The sequence below is a fragment of the Pseudarthrobacter defluvii genome, from assembly GCF_030816725.1.
GTDB classification, from domain to species: Bacteria; Actinomycetota; Actinomycetes; order Actinomycetales; family Micrococcaceae; genus Arthrobacter; species Arthrobacter defluvii_A.
In genome coordinates, this window is sequence record NZ_JAUSYG010000001.1 from 1,967,284 (window position 1) to 1,986,223 (window position 18,940).

At 64.8% G+C, this 18,940-nt stretch carries 19 protein-coding genes and 1 tRNA gene; 6 read left to right on the top strand and 14 right to left on the bottom strand.

From position 1 onward, the window contains the following. Positions 1-104 precede the first annotated feature (104 nt). The 9 genes from pafA to QF031_RS09255 form a co-directional block, all read right to left on the bottom strand. Entirely contained in the window at positions 105-1,469 is a 1,365-nt protein-coding gene (pafA, locus tag QF031_RS09215; protein ID WP_307426945.1) for a Pup--protein ligase, read from the bottom strand. A gap of 9 nt (positions 1,470-1,478) precedes the next feature. Continuing rightward, complete coding sequence (gene prcA / locus QF031_RS09220) at positions 1,479-2,189, bottom strand: proteasome subunit alpha (RefSeq protein WP_307426948.1); 711 nt, start codon at positions 2,187-2,189, stop codon at positions 1,479-1,481. A 1-nt stretch (position 2,190) separates the two neighbouring features. Then, a complete protein-coding gene (gene prcB / locus QF031_RS09225; RefSeq protein WP_307426950.1) occupies positions 2,191-3,012 on the bottom strand; it encodes a proteasome subunit beta in 822 nt (273 codons plus the stop codon). Positions 3,013-3,092: 80 nt separating this feature from the next. Further along, on the bottom strand, positions 3,093-3,296 hold the full coding sequence (locus QF031_RS09230) for a ubiquitin-like protein Pup (RefSeq protein ID WP_015937113.1): 204 nt from the start codon (positions 3,294-3,296) through the stop codon (positions 3,093-3,095). A gap of 84 nt (positions 3,297-3,380) precedes the next feature. Then, on the bottom strand, positions 3,381-5,000 hold the full coding sequence (dop, locus tag QF031_RS09235; protein WP_307433267.1) for a depupylase/deamidase Dop: 1,620 nt from the start codon (positions 4,998-5,000) through the stop codon (positions 3,381-3,383). 50 nt (positions 5,001-5,050) lie between these two features. Then, positions 5,051-6,802, bottom strand: coding sequence for a proteasome ATPase (gene arc, locus QF031_RS09240; protein WP_307426954.1), 1,752 nt, complete (start codon positions 6,800-6,802; stop codon positions 5,051-5,053). Between the two features lie 82 nt (positions 6,803-6,884). Continuing rightward, the gene (locus tag QF031_RS09245) at positions 6,885-7,949 is read right to left on the bottom strand and encodes a tRNA (adenine-N1)-methyltransferase (RefSeq protein WP_307426957.1); all 1,065 of its coding nucleotides are present in this window, start codon (positions 7,947-7,949) and stop codon (positions 6,885-6,887) included. A 98-nt stretch (positions 7,950-8,047) separates the two neighbouring features. Further along, the gene (locus QF031_RS09250; RefSeq protein WP_307426960.1) at positions 8,048-9,238 is read right to left on the bottom strand and encodes a site-2 protease family protein; all 1,191 of its coding nucleotides are present in this window, start codon (positions 9,236-9,238) and stop codon (positions 8,048-8,050) included. Then, entirely contained in the window at positions 9,231-9,911 is a 681-nt protein-coding gene (locus tag QF031_RS09255) for an HAD family hydrolase (protein ID WP_370874559.1), read from the bottom strand. Before QF031_RS09255 ends, QF031_RS09250 begins: the two co-directional genes overlap by 8 nt. Positions 9,912-10,109: 198 nt before the next feature. Here QF031_RS09255 and QF031_RS09260 point away from each other — a divergent pair, with 198 nt between their 5' ends. Next, the gene (locus tag QF031_RS09260) at positions 10,110-11,015 is read left to right on the top strand and encodes a PAC2 family protein (protein ID WP_307426966.1); all 906 of its coding nucleotides are present in this window, start codon (positions 10,110-10,112) and stop codon (positions 11,013-11,015) included. Positions 11,016-11,107: 92 nt separating this feature from the next. Here QF031_RS09260 and mshC read toward each other — a convergent pair whose 3' ends face one another. Beyond that, positions 11,108-12,385: a cysteine--1-D-myo-inosityl 2-amino-2-deoxy-alpha-D-glucopyranoside ligase gene (gene mshC / locus QF031_RS09265; RefSeq protein WP_307426969.1), complete on the bottom strand. Its 1,278-nt coding sequence runs from the start codon at positions 12,383-12,385 to the stop codon at positions 11,108-11,110. 16 nt (positions 12,386-12,401) lie between these two features. Continuing rightward, positions 12,402-13,235: an undecaprenyl-diphosphate phosphatase gene (locus tag QF031_RS09270; protein WP_307426972.1), complete on the bottom strand. Its 834-nt coding sequence runs from the start codon at positions 13,233-13,235 to the stop codon at positions 12,402-12,404. Between the two features lie 51 nt (positions 13,236-13,286). Here QF031_RS09270 and QF031_RS09275 point away from each other — a divergent pair, with 51 nt between their 5' ends. Continuing rightward, positions 13,287-14,222, top strand: a complete 936-nt coding sequence (locus QF031_RS09275) for an aldo/keto reductase (RefSeq protein WP_307426976.1) — start codon at positions 13,287-13,289, stop codon at positions 14,220-14,222. A 30-nt stretch (positions 14,223-14,252) separates the two neighbouring features. Here QF031_RS09275 and QF031_RS09280 read toward each other — a convergent pair whose 3' ends face one another. Next, positions 14,253-14,519 carry a hypothetical protein gene (locus tag QF031_RS09280; RefSeq protein WP_307426980.1) on the bottom strand — a complete coding sequence of 89 codons (267 nt, stop codon included), beginning with the start codon at positions 14,517-14,519 and terminating at the stop codon, positions 14,253-14,255. A 40-nt stretch (positions 14,520-14,559) separates the two neighbouring features. Here QF031_RS09280 and QF031_RS09285 point away from each other — a divergent pair, with 40 nt between their 5' ends. Next, on the top strand, positions 14,560-14,793 hold the full coding sequence (locus QF031_RS09285) for a DUF5703 family protein (RefSeq protein WP_102975559.1): 234 nt from the start codon (positions 14,560-14,562) through the stop codon (positions 14,791-14,793). Positions 14,794-14,815: 22 nt separating this feature from the next. Here the strand turns inward: QF031_RS09285 and QF031_RS09290 are convergent, their stop codons facing one another. Next, on the bottom strand, positions 14,816-15,976 hold the full coding sequence (locus QF031_RS09290; RefSeq protein WP_307426983.1) for an acyl-CoA dehydrogenase family protein: 1,161 nt from the start codon (positions 15,974-15,976) through the stop codon (positions 14,816-14,818). Positions 15,977-15,988: 12 nt separating this feature from the next. Next, entirely contained in the window at positions 15,989-17,293 is a 1,305-nt protein-coding gene (locus QF031_RS09295; RefSeq protein WP_307426987.1) for a M20/M25/M40 family metallo-hydrolase, read from the bottom strand. Between the two features lie 170 nt (positions 17,294-17,463). Between QF031_RS09295 and QF031_RS09300 the strand changes: the two genes are divergently transcribed. From QF031_RS09300 to QF031_RS09310, 3 genes are all read left to right on the top strand, one after another. Then, positions 17,464-17,546: transfer RNA gene (locus QF031_RS09300), tRNA-Leu, on the top strand. 316 nt (positions 17,547-17,862) lie between these two features. Next, positions 17,863-18,279, top strand: a complete 417-nt coding sequence (locus tag QF031_RS09305; protein WP_307426990.1) for a hypothetical protein — start codon at positions 17,863-17,865, stop codon at positions 18,277-18,279. 48 nt (positions 18,280-18,327) lie between these two features. After that, positions 18,328-18,915: an RBBP9/YdeN family alpha/beta hydrolase gene (locus QF031_RS09310; RefSeq protein WP_307426993.1), complete on the top strand. Its 588-nt coding sequence runs from the start codon at positions 18,328-18,330 to the stop codon at positions 18,913-18,915. The last annotated feature ends 25 nt before the right edge of the window (positions 18,916-18,940 follow it).

Sequence of the window (18,940 nt, forward strand, 5' to 3'; positions counted from 1 at the left end):
CTTTCGTCGGGGCAGGGTGGATACGGTGGTCCGCGTGGGCGGACATGGCCGTGGAGGAGTCCCGTTAAAAGGACCTTATCCAGAATAGACCCTGAAGCTGGACGTCAGCCCATAGAGTCCAGCAGCGCATCCACCCGCTCATCAGCGCTGCGGAACGGATCCTTGCACAGAATTGTCTGGTGGGCGCGGTCGTTTAACTTCAGGTGCACCCAGTCCACCGTGTAGTCACGCCCCAGTTCCTGCGCCCGGCGGACAAAGTCCCCCCGGAGCTTGGCGCGCGTGGTTTGCGGCGGCGCGTCCACGGCTCCCTTGATGACGGTGTCGTCGACTATCCGTCGCACCGCCCCGCGGGACTGCAGCAGGTAGAAGAGTCCGCGGCTGCGGGAGATGTCGTGGTACGTAAGGTCGAGCTGGGCGATCCGGGGGGCCTCCATGCCCAGGCCGTGCCGTTCGCGGTAATTGTCCATCAGCTTCTTCTTGATGGCCCAGTCGATTTCGGTATCGATGCCCCGGGTGTCACCCGATTCGATGGCGTGGAGCGTGCGTTCCCAGAGATCAAGGATGGCCGGAACGTGCTGGTTGTGGGCGCCGTGCTCTTTGACGAAGGCCGTGACCTTGGTCAGGTACTCCTGCTGGATTTCGAGGGCGGTGAGTTGGCGGCCATTGGCAAGGCGGACCAGGGCGCGGCCGCTGAGGTCGTGTGAGATTTCCCGGATGCTGCGGATGGGGTTCTCCATCCTCATGTCGCGCATAATCACGCCCGCCTCGATCATCCGAAGGACCAGGTCCACCGTGCCAACCTTCATGAGTGCCGTTGCCTCGGACATGTTGGAGTCGCCGACGATGACGTGCAGGCGCCGGTAGAACTCAGCATCGGCGTGCGGCTCGTCCCTGGTGTTGATGATGGGCCGCGACCGGGTGGTGGCGGAGGAGACGCCCTCCCAAATGTGGTCTGCGCGCTGGGAAAATGCGTACGTCGCCCCGTGCGGAGTCTTCAGGATCTTTCCGGCTCCGGCGATGAGCTGGCGGGTGACGAGGAACGGAATCAGGATCTCGGCAAGCCGGGAAAACTCGCCGCGCCGGGGAATCAGGTAGTTCTCGTGGCTGCCATACGAATTGCCGGCGGAGTCCGTGTTGTTCTTGAACAGGTAGACGGTGCCGTTGAAACCTTCAGCGGCCAGCCGCGCCTGTGCCTCGTCCACCAGGTCGTCAAGGATGAGCTCACCGGCACGGTCGTGGGCGATCAGCTGGGCAAGGTCGTCGCATTCCGCCGTCGCGTACTCGGGGTGGGACCCCACATCGAGGTACAGCCGTGAGCCGTTGGTAAGGAACACGTTGGACGAGCGGCCCCAGCTGACCACCTTGCGGAAGAGGTAACGGGCCACCTCCTCGGGAGCAAGAGGCCTGGAGTCCGGGCTCGAGTAAGAGATCCCGAACTCGGTTTCGATACCGAAGATTCTCTTGTCCATGTGGTCCTCCTAGGCCAGCAGTGCTGAGATGTCCGCGTCGTTCAACCTGCGGAAGGCGCGCCGGGTGCCGCGTGCGCTTTCCGAAAGCCTGTCCAGCATGGCCACCTCGAGTGCACTCGGCGGCAGCGGCGCCACCGGCTGGTCCCCCTCCTGGGCAGGCGTCAGGCCCTTCAATGCCAGCCGCACGGCGTCGGCGAAGCCAAGGGTGGCCTCCCAGCCGGCCCCGATGGCCGATGACACCTTTTCTGCCTGTCCGCCCATCACCACGAAGCTGTGCTCGTCGGCGATGGACCCATCAAACGTCAGCCGGTACAGGTGGTCTTCGGCCTGGCTGGGGCCTACCTCGGCGACGGCAAGTTCCACCTCGAACGGCTTCTGCTCGGCGGTGAAGACGGCGCCCAGGCTCTGCGCGTACACGCTGGCCAGGCCGCGGGCGGTCACATCTTCCCGGTCGTAGGAGTAACCGCGGACATCGGCGTAGCGGACGCCGGCCTGGCGAAGGCTCTCGAATTCGTTGTACTTGCCCACAGCGGCGAACGCGATCTTGTCATAGATTTCGCCGATCTTGTGGAGGGACGGCGAAGGGTTCTCGGCGACGAGTGCAATGCCGTCGGCGCAGCTGATAACAACCACGGACCGGCCCCGGGCGATGCCTTTCCGGGCAAAGTCCGCGCGGTCCTTCATCAGTTGTTCGGGCGACACATAGAACTGCTGGGTCATCTCAGGCCTCCCGTCCGGCGATGGTGCGTGCTTCGATCACGCTGCGGGACGCAGCCGCAAGTTCAGGCTCCGGAACCCGGCGGGCTCCCGTCCTGTCCACTGTGTAAACGACAGGCCACAGCTGCCGGACCGTGTCCGGGCCGCCCGTGGCGGAATCGTCGTCCGCGGCGTCATACAGGGACTCCACCGCAACGGACAGTGCCTCTGCCGCAGTGAGGTTGGGCCGCCACAGCTTCTTCAGGGCGCCGCGGGCGAAGACGGAACCGGAACCCACCGTGTGGTGTTCGTGTTCCTCGTACCGGCCCCCGGTGACGTCATAGGAAAACAGCCGGCCAACACCGGCTGTGGTGTCGAAACCGGCGAAGAGAGGAACAACCGCCAAACCCTGCAGGGCCAGTGGAAGGTTGCCCCTGATCATGGCTCCGAGCCGGTTGGCCTTGCCCTCAAGGCTCAGCTGGGTGCCTTCGATCTTCTCGTAGTGTTCGAGTTCAACCTGGAAGAGCCGGGTCAGGTCAATCGCGATGCCTGCTGTTCCCGCGATGCCGAGGACCGAGAAGTGGTCTGCAGGAAAGACTTTCTCGATGTGCCTGCTGGCGATGACGTTTCCCATGGTGGCCCGCCGGTCCCCCGCCATCAGGACACCGCCGCCGTAGCTCATGGCAACGATGGTGGTGGCATGTGGGACCTGCACCGGCGCAGCCGCAGACGCGCCACCTTGAAGGGACCGGTTGAAGGGCAGCAGCTCCGGCCGGTCCCGTAGAAGGTGCTCGGTAAAGGACGAGGTGGCATTGGCGGCTACCTGGTTGGCGGTTGATTCCTGCACTCATCACTCCTTGAACGTGGTACTTCAACGTCGGTACAGATCCCGGCCTCCCGCGGCTTCCGCCACCTTCCGGGTCCGGGTTACTGGCCGCCCTTTTGGACGAATGCCCGGACGAATTCCTCGGCGTTGGATTCCAGGACGCCGTCGATCTCGTCGAGCAGGTCATCCACGCCTTCGGTCGATGCCGAAGCCTGCGCCTCGGGAGGTGCCGGGGGTGCCTCGGGGATGTCTTCGTCGACCTGGCTGTCGCGTGACTGGGGCTGTTGCTGCTCCTGGCCTGCCATTGGTTTCCCTCCTTCTTCCTTCGGTGGATCCGGCGGATCCTCCGATATGCCCATCCTGCCACGGGACGGGCGTTCCGGCGCGGTTTACGCCGCAGGCGGAGTGCTGTTGTGTCCCAGCAGTTCCCCGAGGAACGGCCCCGCTTCCCGATAGCGTTCAAACAACGCTCCGGTCAGGGCTTTGGTTCCCCTCAGGGGCTCCCGGGTGGGCACGCGCTGAAGCCGGCCGTAGCCAGGAACATCAAAGATGACAGAGTCCCAGCTTGCCCCCACCACGTCCTTGCCAAAGCTGCTGATGCACTTTCCCCGGAAGAAGGCCCGGGTGTCGGCCGGGGGCTCTGCCACGGCAGCGGCGACGGCGGCATCGTCCACGACACGCTGCATCCGGTTCCTGGAGAGCAGGCGGTAGTAGAGGCCCTTTTCCGGCCTGATATCGGCCCATTGCAGATCCACCAGTCCCAGCCGCGCATCGTCCCATTCCAGTCCGTCACGCTGGCGGTAGCCCTCCAGGAGGGAAAGTTTGGCCACCCACTCGACGGACGTGGCAGCAGCGGCCCTGTCACCGTCGAGTTGGGTGAGGACGGAGGCCCACCGTTCCAGGACCTCGTGGGTATGGCCGTCACCGTCCACCGCGTCACCCACGCCGGTGTCCTGGGCAAGTTTCGCCGCAGCCTCGTGGTACATCCACTGAAGGTCCAGGGCGGTGACGCGCCTCCCGTCGAGCAGGCGCACCGTTGCGGTCAGGGAGGTGTCGTGGCTGACCGTTTTGAGGGCCGCGACGGGTTCATAGACTTCGATTCTGGGAGCAAGCCCCGCTTCGATGAGGCTGAGGACCATCGCCGCGGTGCCGAACTTGAGGTAATTGGACACCTGGCTGAGGTTCGCGTCACCGATGATCACGTGCAGGCGCCGGTATTTGTCGGCGGTGGAGTGCGGTTCGTCCCTGGTGTTGATGATGGGCCTGCGGATGGTGGTTTCAAGGCCAACTTCAGCCTCGAAGAAGTCTGCCCGCTGGCTGATTTGGAAGCCGGGGATTGAGCTGTCCTGTCCGAGTCCCAGGCGGCCGGCCCCGCAGACCACCTGGCGGCTCACGAAAAACGGGGTCAGCCCGCGCACGATGTCCCCGAACGGCACCGACCTGGGCATGAGGTAGTTCTCGTGCGAACCGTAGGAGACTGATTTGTTGTCCGTGTTGTTCTTGTACAGGTTGACCGGTGGCAGGGCCGGGTCCAACGCCAGGCGCCGCACCGCGGCGAGCCCCACCAGGTCACCGGCGGCGTCCCACGCGACGGCGTCCCGCGGGTTGGTGACCTCGGGGCTGGAGTACTCAGGGTGGGCGTGGTCAACGTACAGCCTGGCCCCGTTGCCCAGGACCATGTTCATCAGCAGCGTCCCGGATTCGTCCTGGCCGTCGAGCTCGAGTTCCTCACGGCCGTAGGCCAGGGCCACTGCTTCCGCGTCGAGCACCGGCGGCTGGTCGGTCAGCTGGCTGGGGTGTGCCGCGCCCCTGTCAACTGTCCAGCCGCGGGCGTCATGCAGCGGCTCTTCATCGGTGTAGTCCCAGCGGGTTTCGGCTCCCCCTGCCGCGCGCTGCCGGGTGACCTGCGCGTAGGCCTGCACCACCCGGGCACTCATCATCGTGGCGTTGGCGGAAGGTGCGGAAGGAGCGTGGATGCCGTATTCCGTTTCCGCTCCCATGACCCGCATGGCCCCGCCGACGGGAAGCGCTTCCCCGCCGGCGGCTCCCTGTGCACCCGTCACAGATACTGTCCTGTGGTTGGCATGGTCTCGATGGACTTGCCCGGCTCCTGGCCGGCCTTGCCCTGGACGATGGTACGGATGTAGGTGATCCGTTCGCCCTTCTTTCCGGAGATCCGTGCCCAGTCATCCGGGTTGGTGGTGTTGGGCATATCCTCGTGTTCGCGGAACTCGTCCACCACCGCGCGCAGCAGGTGCTCAATCCGGAGGCCCTTTTGGTGTGTGGTCAGCAGGTCCTTGATGGCGTACTTCTTGGCCCGGTCCACCACGTTCTGGACCACAGCCCCGGAGTTGAAGTCCTTGAAGTACAGCATTTCGGTGTCACCGTTGGCATAGGTGACCTCCAGGAACTCGTTGGACTTATCGGTGGAGTACATGGCTTCCACTGTGCGCTGGACCATGGCGTCCACTGTGGCCTGGACGTCCCCGCTGTGCTCGGCCAGGTCCGATTCGTGGAACGGGAGATCCGGCGTGATGTATTTGTTGAAGATGTCCGCCGCAGCTTCCGCGTCGGGCCTCTGGATCTTGACCTTGACGTCAAGCCGGCCGGGCCGGAGGATCGCGGGGTCGATCATGTCCTCGCGGTTGGACGCCCCGATGACGATGACGTTGTCGAGGCGCTCTACGCCGTCAATCTCGCTGAGGAGCTGCGGCACGATGGTGGTCTCGACGTCGGACGAGATGCCGGTGCCGCGGGTGCGGAACAGCGAGTCCATCTCGTCAAAGAACACCACCACGGGGCTGCCGTCCGAAGCCTTTTCCCGGGCGCGGGAGAAAATCAGTCGGATGTGACGCTCCGTTTCACCCACGTACTTGTCAAGGAGCTCCGGACCTTTGATGTTGAGGAAGTAGCTCTTCAAGTCGATGTTCCCCGAGCGCTCCGCTGCACGGGCGGCGAGGGAGTTGGCAACGGCCTTGGCGATCAAGGTCTTGCCGCAGCCCGGAGGACCGTACAGGAGGATACCTTTGGGCGCTTTGAGGCCATGCTCCCGGTAGAGGTCCGGGTGCAGGAAGGGCAGTTCGACGGCGTCCCGGATCTGCTCGATTTGCGGGCCAAGGCCGCCAATGTCCTCGTAGGTGATGTCCGGTACTTCCTCGAGGACGAGGTTTTCCACCTCCGAGCGGGGCACCTTCTCCAGTGCATATCCGGTCCGTGAATCCACGGAGAGGGCGTCGCCAACCCGGAGTTTCTCGGACAGGAGGGCACCCGACAGCCGGACAACCCGTTCCTCGTCGGCGCGGCCCACTACAAGGGCGCGGTCGCGGCCCAGCATTTCCTTCAGGGTGGCAAGCTCGCCCGCGCGTTCGTAGCCGAGTCCGGCCACGATCAGGAGTGCTTCGTTCAGCAGGACCTCCTGCCCCACCGCGAGCTGGTTGATGTTCACCAGGGGGCTGATGCCAACGCGCATCTTCCGCCCGGCGTTGAAGATGTCCACCGATTCCTCGGTGGCGGCCTGGCCGCTGCTGCCCGGAGCGGGCTGCCGCCTGGGATTGATCTGGAGGATGGTGCCGAAGCTGTAGGGCGGCTGCCCTTCCTGGTCCAGGGCGTTTTTCAGCCGGAGGATCTCTGCCTTCGCAGTCTCAAGCATGCTGACCAGCTTGGCGTTGTTTTGCGTTGCCGCTGCCAGCTGGCGGTCGATATGCCTGAGCTTGTCCCGAAGTATGTTGACCTGGCGGTCAGCAACCGAGAGGTCGTTGGCGGCAGACTGCTCTGCCGGTGTACGTCCGGAGTCCTGGTTTGGTGTCTCCATGATGTATCAGCCCCTTCCTGCGCTTCTCTTAAGACATTAGCCCCAAGATGGCGGGTAGGGATGGAGACTCCCGAAATGTGGACTAGTTCGTAACCTCGGGCGTGTCCACTACGTTGGTGCCCGCGATGGCGTCTCGGGCGGCCCGCCGGAGTTTCTTGTCTGACACGGCCCGCTCCCCTACCGCACCGGGGGTCCAGGCGTTGACATCCTCTTCGTTAAACTCCGTCTTGGACGGGCGGCGCTTGACCGAAATGCCGGTAACGCCATCGGCGAGCCGCCGGGTGACCAGCAGGAACCCGGTGTGGGCCACCATGCGGTGGTCGGGGCGAACGGCGAGGCCTTCAAGGTGCCAGCCGCGGACCATCGACTCCCAGGCGTCAGGTTCGGTGAAGCGCCCGTCCGCACGGATGGCTTCCGCCGTGCGGGAAAGCTGGGTGACCGTGGCAACGTAGTTGATCCAGACACCGCCGGGGGCCAGGACAGTGGCGACGGCGTCGAGGCATTCCCACGGCGCCAGCATGTCCAGGACAACTCGGTCCACGGAACCGGGTTCTTCGGCTTTGACCACTTCCTCCTGGAAGTCACCGAGGGAGATCTGCCAGGCGGGGTGCGGGCCGCCGAAGATGGTCTCCACGTTTCCGCGGGCAATGTCCGCGAATTCCTCCCGCCGCTCGAAGGAGTGCAGGTAGCCGCTGTCCCCCACGGCGCGGAGCAGGGAGATGGAGAGGGCGCCGGAGCCGACGCCGGCCTCCACCACGCGTGCGCCGGGGAAGATGTCGGCCATGGTGACGATCTGGCCTGCATCCTTGGGATAGACGACGGCGGCGCCGCGCGGCATGGAGAGCACGAAGTCGGAGAGCAGGGGACGGAGGGTCTGGTACTGCTGGCCCACGTTGTTCACCACAACGGAGCCGTCGACCTTGCCGATGATCTCGTCGTGGTTCAGGAAGCCGCGGTGGGTGTGGAATGCGCCGCCGCGTTCAAGCGTGATGGTGTTCATGCGGCCACGCTCGTCAGTGAGCTGGACGCGTTCGCCTTCGCGGAAGGGCCCGCGTCGACGGGCAGCTCCCACCGGCTGCGAGCCGCCGGCGGCAGCACCGGCTTGCGCTGCTCCGTTGGCGTCGTTGACGGCAGTTTCGCTGCTCATGATTTTTCCCTCGCTCCTGTAAACCTGTTGTGCCGCGGCCGGACAATCCCCTGGGACAGTGTGGCTTTTCGGCGGCAATGCACGACCGGCAGGTAACTCTACCGGGTCTGGCCTTGGGGGTGCCTATCGTTGCGCTGGCGCTTTCCGGTGATGGCAGCGAGGACGGCGTCCTGGGTCAGCAGTCCGGTGACTGCGCCGTTGTGGTCCACCACTGCATAATGGCGTCCCTCAAGCTGCGACAGGAACTGGATCAGCTCCTGTCCTTTGGACCACTCGGGTACGTAGGCACCCGCCGCCAGGGGGAATGATACGGCGGTGATGGGGGTGGTATCGGCCGCCACAGCCGGCACTGAGGCCAGCGCGTCCGGGTCCACCACGGCCTGCGGCCGGCCATCCGTTCCGCAGACCACCACGGATTTTGTTCCTGCTGCCCCCAGGCGGAGGGCGTCCCGGACCGTGCCCGTGGCAGGGATCCCCGCGGCCGGCGTCGACAACGCCGCGGCGCTGACCAGCGGGAGCCGGCCGCGCAGCGTGCCTTGCTGGATGGATGCCGAAGCCCCCATCCAGAGGAACCCGCCCACCAGGATGGTGATCATGAGGAGGCTGAAGTCGGGCTGGTCACCGGCAAGGAACGGGCGAAGGAGGAACCAGTAGGCGATGGCCAGGACGATGATCCGGCCGCCCCAGCCGGCCGCCACGGTTCCCTTCGCCTGGCTTCCGGTGGCCTTCCAGACAATGGATTCGACCAGCCGGCCGCCGTCCAGGGGCAGACCCGGCAGGACGTTGAAGACGCCGATCAGGAAGTTCGCCCACATGAAGATGTTCGTCAGGATTTCCGCAACGCTTCCCAGGCTGTCGGTGCCAAGCAGCAGCCAGGCTCCGCCCGCCAGGACGAAGTTGGCGGCCGGCCCGGCCAACGCCACCAGCACGGACCGGCCCGGGGACGACGTGAAGCTTTCAAACTGGGTATGCCCGCCCCAAAGGTTAAGGACGATCTTTTGCGTAGGCCACCCGTAGATTTTCGCCGTCAGGGCATGCGCGAGTTCGTGGACAAGGACTGAGATCAGGAGCAGGACGGCGTACGCGAAGGCCACGAGGTAGGCGCTCATGCCCAGCATCGGGTTGTTCCGTGCCAGCACAGGACCGTAGACAATCACGGTGAAAGCCGCAATGACGAACCACGAATAGGCGAGGACGACCGGGACGCCCGCGATGCGCCCCAGCGGGATCCCTTCACGGCGCGCCGGGTTGTCCGGTTTTGCGCGCTGGGCGTCGCCGGGATCAGCCATGTGGATCACCTGCGGAAGCGGCGGTTCCGGTTGTGTCAAGCCGCAGAAGGACGGCTTCGAGCTCAGCCAAGCTGCGGCCGGAGAGCGTGTCCCACAGGGCGTAGTCACCGTTATCCGGCAGCGGCACGATGTGGGGAACGGCCACGGTGGCGACGCCGGAGGCCACGGCCGCGGCCACGCCCGGCACTGAGTCCTCGAGGGCCACGCAGTGATGGATTTCCAGATGGGGGTCGTTGTCCTGCAGCAGTTCCACGGCGGTCAGGTAGGCCTCCGGATGCGGCTTGCCCCGGCTGACGGTATCGCCCGTTACCAGCACCTCGAAGTAGGGCCGCGGAAGGCTGGCGACCACCTCGCGGGCCAGCGGGCCCTCGGACATGGTGACCAGGGCGCAGCGGACACCGGCCTGGTGCAGTTCCTCCAGCAGTTCACGGGCGCCGGGCCGCCATGGCACCTGCTGCTGGACGCTCCTGACCACCTGGGCGGTGAGGGTGTCAATGATTTCGCGGATCTCGAGTTCAACGCCGGCTTCCTGGAGCAGGCCCGCGGAAAACGTCAGCGACTGGCCAACCAACTGCATCGCCTGGTCGTGGCTCCAGCTGCCGCCGTGGGCCTCCACCAGCGCGTGCTCCGCGGCGATCCAGTACGGCTCGGTGTCCACGATGGTGCCGTCCATGTCCCAGAGGACGGCTTTGAGCTGTGAACTGGCGGCAGGAAATCGCATGAAGCCAGTCTACGGGGCATGGCTGGACGGCGGCTGTGGCTACGCCCTTGGCGAATATGACCTCCCGCGGGTGCTGTTTGTACCGCTTCCCGGGGATTGGCGGCGCTTCATTCCATGCGCGACCCTGCCCCTTGGACGTAGGGTGAAGAAATGAATAGCTTCGAGGGAGACACCGCCGAACAGGGTGCCGGACCCGAGCGGGAACGGTTCCTGCAGCCAGTGGCTGACGGACAGCGCGTAACGGTGATGCTTGCCGCCTTTGAAGGGTGGAACGACGCCGGAGAAGCGGCCAGCGATTCGCTGCGCTACCTGAACAAGTTGTGGGGTGGCAAGAAGGTAGCGTCCATCGATGCCGATGAGTACTACGACTTCCAGTTCACCCGTCCCACCGTCCGCCGGAACTCGGCTGGCGAACGCAAGATCAAGTGGCCTTCGACCCGGATCTACAAAGCCACCGCGCCCAACTCCAACGTGGACGTCATCTTTGTGCAGGGGACAGAACCGTCCTATAAATGGCGCGCCTACACTGCAGAACTGCTGGCCCATGCGGAGGCGCTGAATGTGGACTACGTGGTGCTGGTGGGCGCCCTGCTGGCAGACGTCCCGCACAGCCGACCGATCCCGGTAAGCACGTCTTCCGACGACGCCCCGCTCAGGGAGCGGATGAACCTGGAGGCCTCGCAGTACGAAGGCCCAGTGGGCATTGTCGGTGTCCTCTCCGAGGTGGCGCTCCTGGCGGGGATTCCTGCCGTGTCCCTGTGGGCTGCCGTGCCGCACTATGTGGCCCAGGCTCCCTCCCCCAAAGCGCAGCTCGCCCTCCTGCACCGTATCGAGGAGTTGCTGCAGGTGCCCCTCGACACCCATGAGCTGGCCGAGGAGGCTGACGCCTGGGAGCGCGGCGTGGACGAGCTGGCTACCGAGGACCCTGAGATCGCTGCCTACGTGCGGCAGTTGGAGGAGGCAAAGGACACCGCAGACCTTCCCGAGGCCAGCGGCGAATCGATTGCCCGGGAATTTGAGCGCTACCTGAAGCGTCGGGGCCAGGACCGGCCCTGACGTTGACGTAGTGACCTGTCCTTAAATTGAAGGGCCTGGCCGGGAGGAATCCTGGCCAGGCCCTTCCTGTCTGCGGTAAAGGTGTGGACGCCTTAGAGCCGGATGCCCAGAAGGGCGTCCACGGCGTCTTCCACCAGGGCACGGTCAGCAGGGCTGGCGGAAGCACCGCCGTCGTTAGCGGCCCGTGCCCAGCGCGAGATTGCGGCGACCGCTGCCGGGGCGTTGAGGTCTGCTGCCAGCGCTTCCCGCATCTCGGTCAGGAGCGGCTGGGCTGATCCTGCTGGAGCGTGGTCCAGGGCCGTCCGCCACGCCGCCAAGTCAGCCTTGGCAGCTGCGAAGCCCTCATCCGTCCAGGACCAGTCGGAGCGGTAATGGTGCGCCAGGATGGCCAGGCGGATTGCAGCCGGGTCCTCGCCCGCAGCGCGGAGTTTGGAGACGAGCACCAGGTTGCCCTTTGACTTGCTCATCTTCTCGCCGTCGAGCCCCACCATGCCTGCGTGGGCGTAGTGCTTGGCTAGGGGGACGCCGGCCAAGGAGTATGCGTGCCCGGCGCCCATCTCGTGGTGCGGGAAGATCAAATCTGAACCACCGCCCTGCACAGTAAAGGGTGAGGGCAGGTACTTCTGGGCGATGACGGTGCACTCGATATGCCAGCCGGGCCTGCCTGCACCCAGGCTTCCACCCGGCCAGCTGGGCTCGCCCGTCCGTTCCACCCGCCAGAGCAGCGGGTCCAGTGCCTGCCTCTTCCCGGCCCGGCCGGGGTCGCCGCCGCGCTCGGCGAAAAGCTCCAGCATGGCGCTTTCGCCCAAATGGGAAATACATCCCAGTGCCCAGGCGCCAGGTGCCGTTGACTGCTTGCCGGCAGCTTCGACGTCGTAATAGACATCCCCGTCAGGTTCGCCATTGGTGCCGGCCACCTGGTATGCCAGCCCCATGCTGACCAGACGCTCCACCTCGGGAACGATCAGGCCGATGGATTCCACCGCGCCGACGTAGTGGTCGGGCGCCAGGACGTTCAGCGCCTCCATGTCGGTTTGGAAGAGCTCCACCTGCTCCGCCGCGAGGTCGCGCCAGTCGACGCCGGTGGCGGTGGCGCGCTCCAGCAAGGGATCATCCACGTCCGTGACGTTCTGCACATAGGAGACCTCACTGCCTGCATCGCGCCAGGCGCGGTTCAACAGGTCGAAGGCGACGTAGCTGGCCGCATGGCCCATGTGGGTCGCGTCGTAAGGGGTGATGCCGCAGACGTACATGGAGGGCCTGGCCTCCTGCTCCAGCGCAACTTCGCGGCCTGCCGCGGTGTCGAACAGCCGGATGGCGGGCATGTTTCCGGGCAGGGCAGGAACGGGGCGGGAAGTCCAGGATTTCACAAGCCCAAGCCTAGTCCTAGGCGCTGATGACGCCGAAACCGAGGAGGAGGTACAGGGCCAGGCCCAGGAAGATCCGGTACCAGACGAAAAGGCGGTAGCTGCGTGTCGAGACGAATTTCAGGAACCAGCCGATGATGACATAACCCACCACCAGGGCGATAACCGTGGCAAGTGCGGTCTCCGGAAGGCCGAACGGCCCGGAGATGCCGTCCTTGGAGACCACTTTGTAAAGCTGGTAAAGCCCGCTGCCGAACACTGCGGGAATGGCCAGCAGGAAGGAATAGCGTGCCGCCGCTTCACGCGTGTAGCCCATGAGCAGGCCCACGGTGATGGTGCCGCCAGAGCGGGATACACCGGGAATCAGCGCGAGGGCCTGCGCCAGGCCGTAAAAAATGCCGTGCTTGTAGGTCAGGTGGGTGAGGTCCCGTTTCTGGGCGCCGGTGGCATCGGCCACAGCAAGGATCAGTCCGAAGACGATCAGCATGGTGGCAACGATCCACATGCTGCGGAGCACAGACTCGATCTGGTCCTGGAAGAGCAGCCCCAGCACGATGATGGGCAGGCTGCCGAGAATCACCAGCCACCCCATCCGGGCATCCGGATCCTGCCGCGGCACCTTGCCGGTGAGCGACCCCGCCCACGCCTTGACGATGCGGACAATGTCGCGCCAGAAAAAGATCAGCACGGCGGTCTCGGTACCGAGCTGGGTAATGGCCGTGAAGGCGGCTCCCGGGTCCTCCGCGTTTGGGAGGAACTCCCCCACGATCCGCAGGTGCGCGCTCGAGGAAATCGGTAGAAATTCGGTCAGTCCCTGCACAAGGCCCAGCAGGGCCGCCTCAAACCAGTTCACGCTAAGACCCTACGGCATGGCACCGGTGCTTCTGCCCGTAAGCTTGCTGCTATGCAGCAGCGTTACGTCGGCAACAGTGGATTGCGAGTTTCAGCCCTCTCCCTGGGCACCCGGTCATGGGGCGGGGAAACTGACGAACAGGACGCATCAGAGTTGCTGCGCACCTTCCTTGAATCCGGCGGCCGGCACGTGGATACCTCAGCTTCGTACGCCGGCGGCGCCTCGGAGGCCGTCCTTGGTTCCCTGCTGGGCGACGTCGTGTCCCGCACCGAGATTTCCATCTCCACCAAAGCAGGAATGACGACGCCGGATGGGCGCCGCGCCGTGGACACGTCCCGCAATGCGATGCTCACCGGACTTGACGCCAGCCTGGCCAGGCTGGGCAGCGACTATGTGGACCTGTGGTTTGCCGAGGCATGGGACGGCAACGTACCCCTGGACGAAACGCTGGGGGCGCTTGAATTCGCGGTGCGTTCCGGGCGGGCGCGGTACGCCGGGATCTCGAACTTCAAGGGCTGGCAGGCCGCCAAGGCCGCAGCCACCAGCGGCGTCCCGCTGGTGGCTGTCCAGGCCGAGTACTCGTTCCTTGCCCGGCAGGCTGAGGCGGAGCTGATACCGGCCGTTGAGGATGCTGGGCTTGGCTTGATGGCGTGGGGGCCGCTGGGCCGTGGAGTCCTCACCGGGAAGTACCGGGGCAGCATCCCCACTGGTTCCCGTGGCGCCTCGGTCAGCGAGGCCGCCTACGTGGAGCCGTACCTGGAGGAGAAGCCATCACGCATCGTGGATGCGGTGTGCATGGCCGCCAACGGGCTGGGCCGGACGCCCCAGGACGTGGCGTTGTCCTGGCTGCTGTCGCAGCAGGGAGTTGCCACGGCCATCGTTGGGGCCCGTACACCGGTGCAATTGAAAGAAATTCTCGATGCCCAGCTTTCGCCGCTGCCCCCACAGATTGCCAGGGCTTTGGAGGATGTCTCCGCCGGCTCCTAGGTCTGCCGCTTCCCGCGGGCCTTCCGGGCGCTATTCCTCGACGATCTCCAGGTCTTCGTCGTCGTCCACGTCGGCTTCTTCGTCCTCGTCATCCTCGTCGTCAAAGACCTGAAGCGGGGTCACTTCGCTGTAGGCCTCGTAAAGGGCGTCCTCGTAAACTTCGAAGGCATCGGCAACGGCGAAAAAAGCTGCCTCAACAGAGGGGTCACCGTCTCCGCGGCGGTTGGATGCTGCTATAAGGTGTTCTTCCAAAGCGGTGGTCAGGGAGGAAAGCGCGACACGCGGATCGATGCTCATGACTTCACGTTAGCCGGAAAAGGACGAAAATGGAGAGCAAATGAAGGAACAATTTCTCACCAGCTCGGTCCAGCGGGAACGGGATTATTTGCGCCAGTACGAGTACCTGGTACTGACCGTCAGCCCTGAGGATTCCTTGCCCGAGGCGCGGCGCCGCCTTGTTGAACACTCCGAATACGGCAAGTGGGAACTGGAACGCAGCAAGCTTTACGTGGGCGGCGGCAGGCGCTTTTGGCTGCGGCGCCGGGTGATGCAGGTCCAGCGGACCGTGTAGGGATGACGGTCCAGCGGACCGTCTAATCTTCCAGCGGGCCCAGCCAGGCGTTCGCCACCGTGTTGTGGGCCGACTCGTCGTCGGAGGGGTGGAACATCCCGGCCAGCACATCCCGGTAAAGCCGTTCCAGCTCCGAACCCCGGAAATAGCTTGATCCCCCGCTGACACGGATGGCCAGGTCCACCACCCGCCGCGCCGTTTCGGTCGCATTCACCTTCAGGCCCACCAGCTTGGGAAACCACTGGGTGCCATGGTCGGCAAGTGCATCAACATCGGCCGTAACGGACTTGAGCTGGGGATATAGGTTGTCCATGGCCATGGCGGCGTCCGCCACCTTCCATCGGATATCGGGGTCCTGGGCGTAGCTGCGTCCGCCGTTCTTGAAGGACGTCCGCCGCTTCACTGTCTGCACGCCCACGGCCAGGGCCCGTTCGCCCAGCCCTGTGTAAACAGCCGCCAGGAGGCTCTCAAAGCACGCGAAGATGGCGAAGATCAGGGGATCTGCATTAGGGCCTACGGGGAGTTTCCGGAAGATCCGGTCCGCTGGAACGGCCACACCGTCAAGGACTGTGGTGGCTGACTGGCTTGCCCGCATTCCCAGCGTGTCCCAGTCGTCCAGGATCCGGTAGCCGGGCGTTTCGCGGCTGATGAACCCGTGGATGAGCTCACCGTCGCCGTTCCGGGCGTCCGGGTCCTTCCCGAAGATGCCCAAACGGGTCCAGGCCGGCGAGAGGCTGGTGAAGATTTTGGTTCCGGTGAACGTGTATCCCCCGTCCTGTTCCGGCGTGGCGGTGGTCCGGGAGTCGAAGAGGACGGAGTCGTTGCCGGCTTCCGAGTTGCCGAACGCGAAGACCTCTCCCTGGGCGGCTTCCTTGAGGACGAAGGCCAGCGAGTGGTCGCCCCGGGCAGCCAGGACGTGTGCGACGCCGGTCCAGACCAGGTGCATGTTGACGGCCAGTGCGGTGGCGGGGGCAGCCGTTGCCAGCCTGCGCTGGCACTGCGCCGCCGCTTCGAGCCCAAGCCCCGCACCGCCGTCGGACGTTGGCACGAAAAGCTTCAGGTACCCGGCCGCTGCCAACTCCTGCAGGTCCTCGTGGAAGAACGCGTTGTCACGGTCATATCCGGCTGCCCGGCTGCGGATGCGCTCCAGGAGCTCATCGGGCAACAGTTCCTCTGGCGTCATTGCCCGCTCCTCTCAGTAGTTGGTGAGCAGGGTGTTGAGCACCCGGGCGCCGAATTTGAGGGAGTCCGCCGGGACCCTCTCATCAACGCCGTGGAACATGCCGGTGAAGTCCAGCTCGTCCGGGAGCATGAGGGGCGCAAACCCGTACCCGGTGATCCCGAGGCGGCTCAGCGACTTGTTGTCCGTGCCGCCGGAGAGCGTGTACGGCAGTACCTTGGCGCCGGGGTCCTCCTTGTGGAGGGCGTCGATCATGGAGTCCACCAGGTTGCCGGCGAACGGAACCTCGAGTGAGACGTCATTGTGCACGTAACTGACGTCCACGCCGTTCCCGGCGAGTTCGCGGACAATTTCGAGGACCTGCTGTTCCTGGCCTGGAAGGGTGCGGCAGTCGACCAGGGCTTCGGCGGACTCGGGGATGACGTTGTGCTTGTAGCCGCCCTTGAGGAGGGTGGGGTTGGTGGTGTTCTGCAGGGTGGCGCCGACGAACCGGGCCACGGTGCCAAGCTGGTTGAGCAGGAGATCCGGATTGTCGGCGTCGAACTCCACTGCGGTGAGTTCGGTCACCCCGTCAAGGAACTGCCTGGTGGTGGGGGTGAGTTCGATGGGCCACTTGTACTCGCCGATGCGCGTTACCGCAGCGGCCAGCCTGGTGACCGCATTGTCCGTGTTGATCTGGGAGCCGTGGCCTGCCCTTCCGTGCGCCACGAGGCGGAGCCACGAGATGCCCTTCTCCGCCGTCTGCAGCAGGTACGTCCGTTGGCCGCCGATCGTGGCGGAAAAGCCGCCTACTTCGGAGATCGCCTCGGTGGCCCCCTCGAACAGTTCCGGACGGTTGTCCACCGCATAGCGGGCGCCGTACGTCCCGCCGGCTTCCTCGTCTGCGAAGAAGGCGAAGATGATCTCCCGCTTGGGTTTCCGGCCTTCCCTGGCGAAGCCGCGCAGGACTGAAAGGATCATGGCGTCCATGTCCTTCATGTCGACGGCGCCGCGGCCCCAGATCAGGCCGTCCTTCAGTTCGGCGCCAAACGGGTCCACCGACCACTGGTCTCGGAGTGCGGGGACGACATCCAGGTGGCCGTGGACCACCAGGGCGCTGGCGGACGGGTCCTCCCCGGCCAGCCTGGTTACCACGTTGGCACGGCCCGGTGCGGATTCGAAGATCTCCGCGCTCATGCCGACTTCCTCAATCAACCCCGCAGCGTACTCCGCCGCCACGCGTTCCCCCGGCCCTGATCCGTCCCCATAGTTGGAGGTGTCGATCCGGATGAGTTCCTGGCAGATCCGGACAACTTCATCCTCGGGCAGGACGTCAGGCATTGGTGTCTCCTTGGTAGGGGATGAGTGGGTGGAACGGGCTTGAAACGCTGCCCTCAGCCTACCCACTTGGTCCGATTCGTTGTTCCCGGAAAGTCATGTTAGAGTTTTTCTCGCTGCTTCGGAGAGGCGCGAAACGCTGAAAGGCGGGACGACTTCCCGAAATACCACCTGCGCGGGTGGCGGAATGGCAGACGCGCTAGCTTGAGGTGCTAGTCCTCGAAAGGGGGTGGGGGTTCAAGTCCCCCTCCGCGCACATCGGAAGCCCCGGAAAATCATCGATTTTCCGGGGCTTCTTTTTGTCTCAGGGCGCGCGAGAAGCGTTTTCACGCTGCCCTGAAGACTGCGCCCTCTTAAAGGTGAAGTCACCAAGCGGTCCGAGATCATATAGCCACTTGATGTGTGGCTTGAACTTCCCGGACCCTATCGTGACCGCGTAGAACTCCATCTTGGTGAAGGTCGATATGACCGCCAGCAGGCCCCCGATGGCCACAGCGCCCGCGTGAGATCCCTGATTGCCTTCTGGCCGTCCTGGGGCAAGGTCTGCATGCTCCGGGTCCTAGGATGAGCGGATGAGAGAAGTCGTCCTCCTTAGCGCCAGCGCGTTGGCCTTGGCCCTCTGCGCCTGCTCCGCGCAGGGGAATGAAGGCGCCTGCAAGGACTTCGAATCCGCCTACAACGCCTCCGGCCTGCGGTACAACCAAGGCACTGCGGGCAGTGGCGGTGCCACGGACTACGGCAAGGCGCTGAAAAAGCTTGCCGACGCCGCCAGGGTCGGCATTGCGAAGGCCTCCGGGGAGGTTAAGAAGAACCTTCAAGACCTCGTGGACGAAGGGGAGATGTACTCCTCCGCCGTCTCATCGCAGAACTCGCCGTACACCTCCGAGGCTGTCCGCACCATGGCCGACAACTCCCGGGATGGCCTCTTCGATGCCTGCGAGGCAGCAGGCATGTCGATCCACCTGGGTCCCGTCAATGCGGGCCAATGACCGTCCAAGAGGGGTCGGGGACCAGCTGAGACTTTAGAGTCTTTACCTATGAACACAACAGCCGGCAGCGTCCCGGGTCGATCCGTCCAGCGCGTCGTCATTGTCCACGGGTATGAATCGTCGCCGGACGCAAACTGGTTTCCCTGGCTTCAAGGCGCCCTCGAAGCTAAAGGCATAGCGGTCACAGCGGTACCGCTCCCCGACCCTGATGATCCTGACAAGGCGGCGTGGGAGATTGCAGTCAGAGCAGCACTCGGAATGCCCGATGCTGCGACGGTGATTGTGGCCCACTCCCTCGGCGTGGTCACAGCCCTGCGGGTGCTTGCGGCGCTGGCGGTGCCTTGGGAGCTGGGCGGTCTCGTTTTGGTGGCCGGGTTCACCGAACCACTCGCGGCACTGCCGGAACTCGACGGCTTTTTGGCAGCTGACGTGGACGTTGAACGCGTAGCAACAAGCATTCGGAAACGGACAGTGCTCCGCTCCGACACGGATCCTTTCGTGCCGCCGGAGGCATCTGATGACCTTGCCAGGCGCCTGGACGCGCGGCTGCAAGTCCACCCAGGTGCAAAACACTTCATGGCAGAAGACGGCGTCACAAGGCTGCCGGCGCTGCTTGACGTGATTCTGTCGAAGTAGGCATCCTCAGCATCTGCCAAGGCTT

What these genes read in the sequence shown, in the direction of transcription:
- QF031_RS09290 (WP_307426983.1), bottom strand. Translation starts at nt 15,976, where the DNA reads ATGACGCCAGAGGAACTGTTGCCCGATGAGCTCCTGGAGCGCATCCGC.
- pafA (WP_307426945.1), bottom strand. Translation starts at nt 1,469, where the DNA reads ATGGACAAGAGAATCTTCGGTATCGAAACCGAGTTCGGGATCTCTTAC.
- QF031_RS09310 (WP_307426993.1), top strand. Translation starts at nt 18,328, where the DNA reads ATGAACACAACAGCCGGCAGCGTCCCGGGTCGATCCGTCCAGCGCGTC.
- QF031_RS09295 (WP_307426987.1), bottom strand. Translation starts at nt 17,293, where the DNA reads ATGCCTGACGTCCTGCCCGAGGATGAAGTTGTCCGGATCTGCCAGGAA.
- QF031_RS09275 (WP_307426976.1), top strand. Translation starts at nt 13,287, where the DNA reads ATGCAGCAGCGTTACGTCGGCAACAGTGGATTGCGAGTTTCAGCCCTC.
- QF031_RS09280 (WP_307426980.1), bottom strand. Translation starts at nt 14,519, where the DNA reads ATGAGCATCGATCCGCGTGTCGCGCTTTCCTCCCTGACCACCGCTTTG.
- QF031_RS09255 (WP_370874559.1), bottom strand. Translation starts at nt 9,911, where the DNA reads ATGGACGGCACCATCGTGGACACCGAGCCGTACTGGATCGCCGCGGAG.
- QF031_RS09285 (WP_102975559.1), top strand. Translation starts at nt 14,560, where the DNA reads ATGAAGGAACAATTTCTCACCAGCTCGGTCCAGCGGGAACGGGATTAT.
- arc (WP_307426954.1), bottom strand. Translation starts at nt 6,802, where the DNA reads ATGGAGACACCAAACCAGGACTCCGGACGTACACCGGCAGAGCAGTCT.
- QF031_RS09230 (WP_015937113.1), bottom strand. Translation starts at nt 3,296, where the DNA reads ATGGCAGGCCAGGAGCAGCAACAGCCCCAGTCACGCGACAGCCAGGTC.
- QF031_RS09305 (WP_307426990.1), top strand. Translation starts at nt 17,863, where the DNA reads ATGAGAGAAGTCGTCCTCCTTAGCGCCAGCGCGTTGGCCTTGGCCCTC.
- QF031_RS09250 (WP_307426960.1), bottom strand. Translation starts at nt 9,238, where the DNA reads ATGGCTGATCCCGGCGACGCCCAGCGCGCAAAACCGGACAACCCGGCG.
- prcA (WP_307426948.1), bottom strand. Translation starts at nt 2,189, where the DNA reads ATGACCCAGCAGTTCTATGTGTCGCCCGAACAACTGATGAAGGACCGC.
- QF031_RS09245 (WP_307426957.1), bottom strand. Translation starts at nt 7,949, where the DNA reads ATGAGCAGCGAAACTGCCGTCAACGACGCCAACGGAGCAGCGCAAGCC.
- dop (WP_307433267.1), bottom strand. Translation starts at nt 5,000, where the DNA reads ATGCGGGTCATGGGAGCGGAAACGGAATACGGCATCCACGCTCCTTCC.
- QF031_RS09260 (WP_307426966.1), top strand. Translation starts at nt 10,110, where the DNA reads ATGAATAGCTTCGAGGGAGACACCGCCGAACAGGGTGCCGGACCCGAG.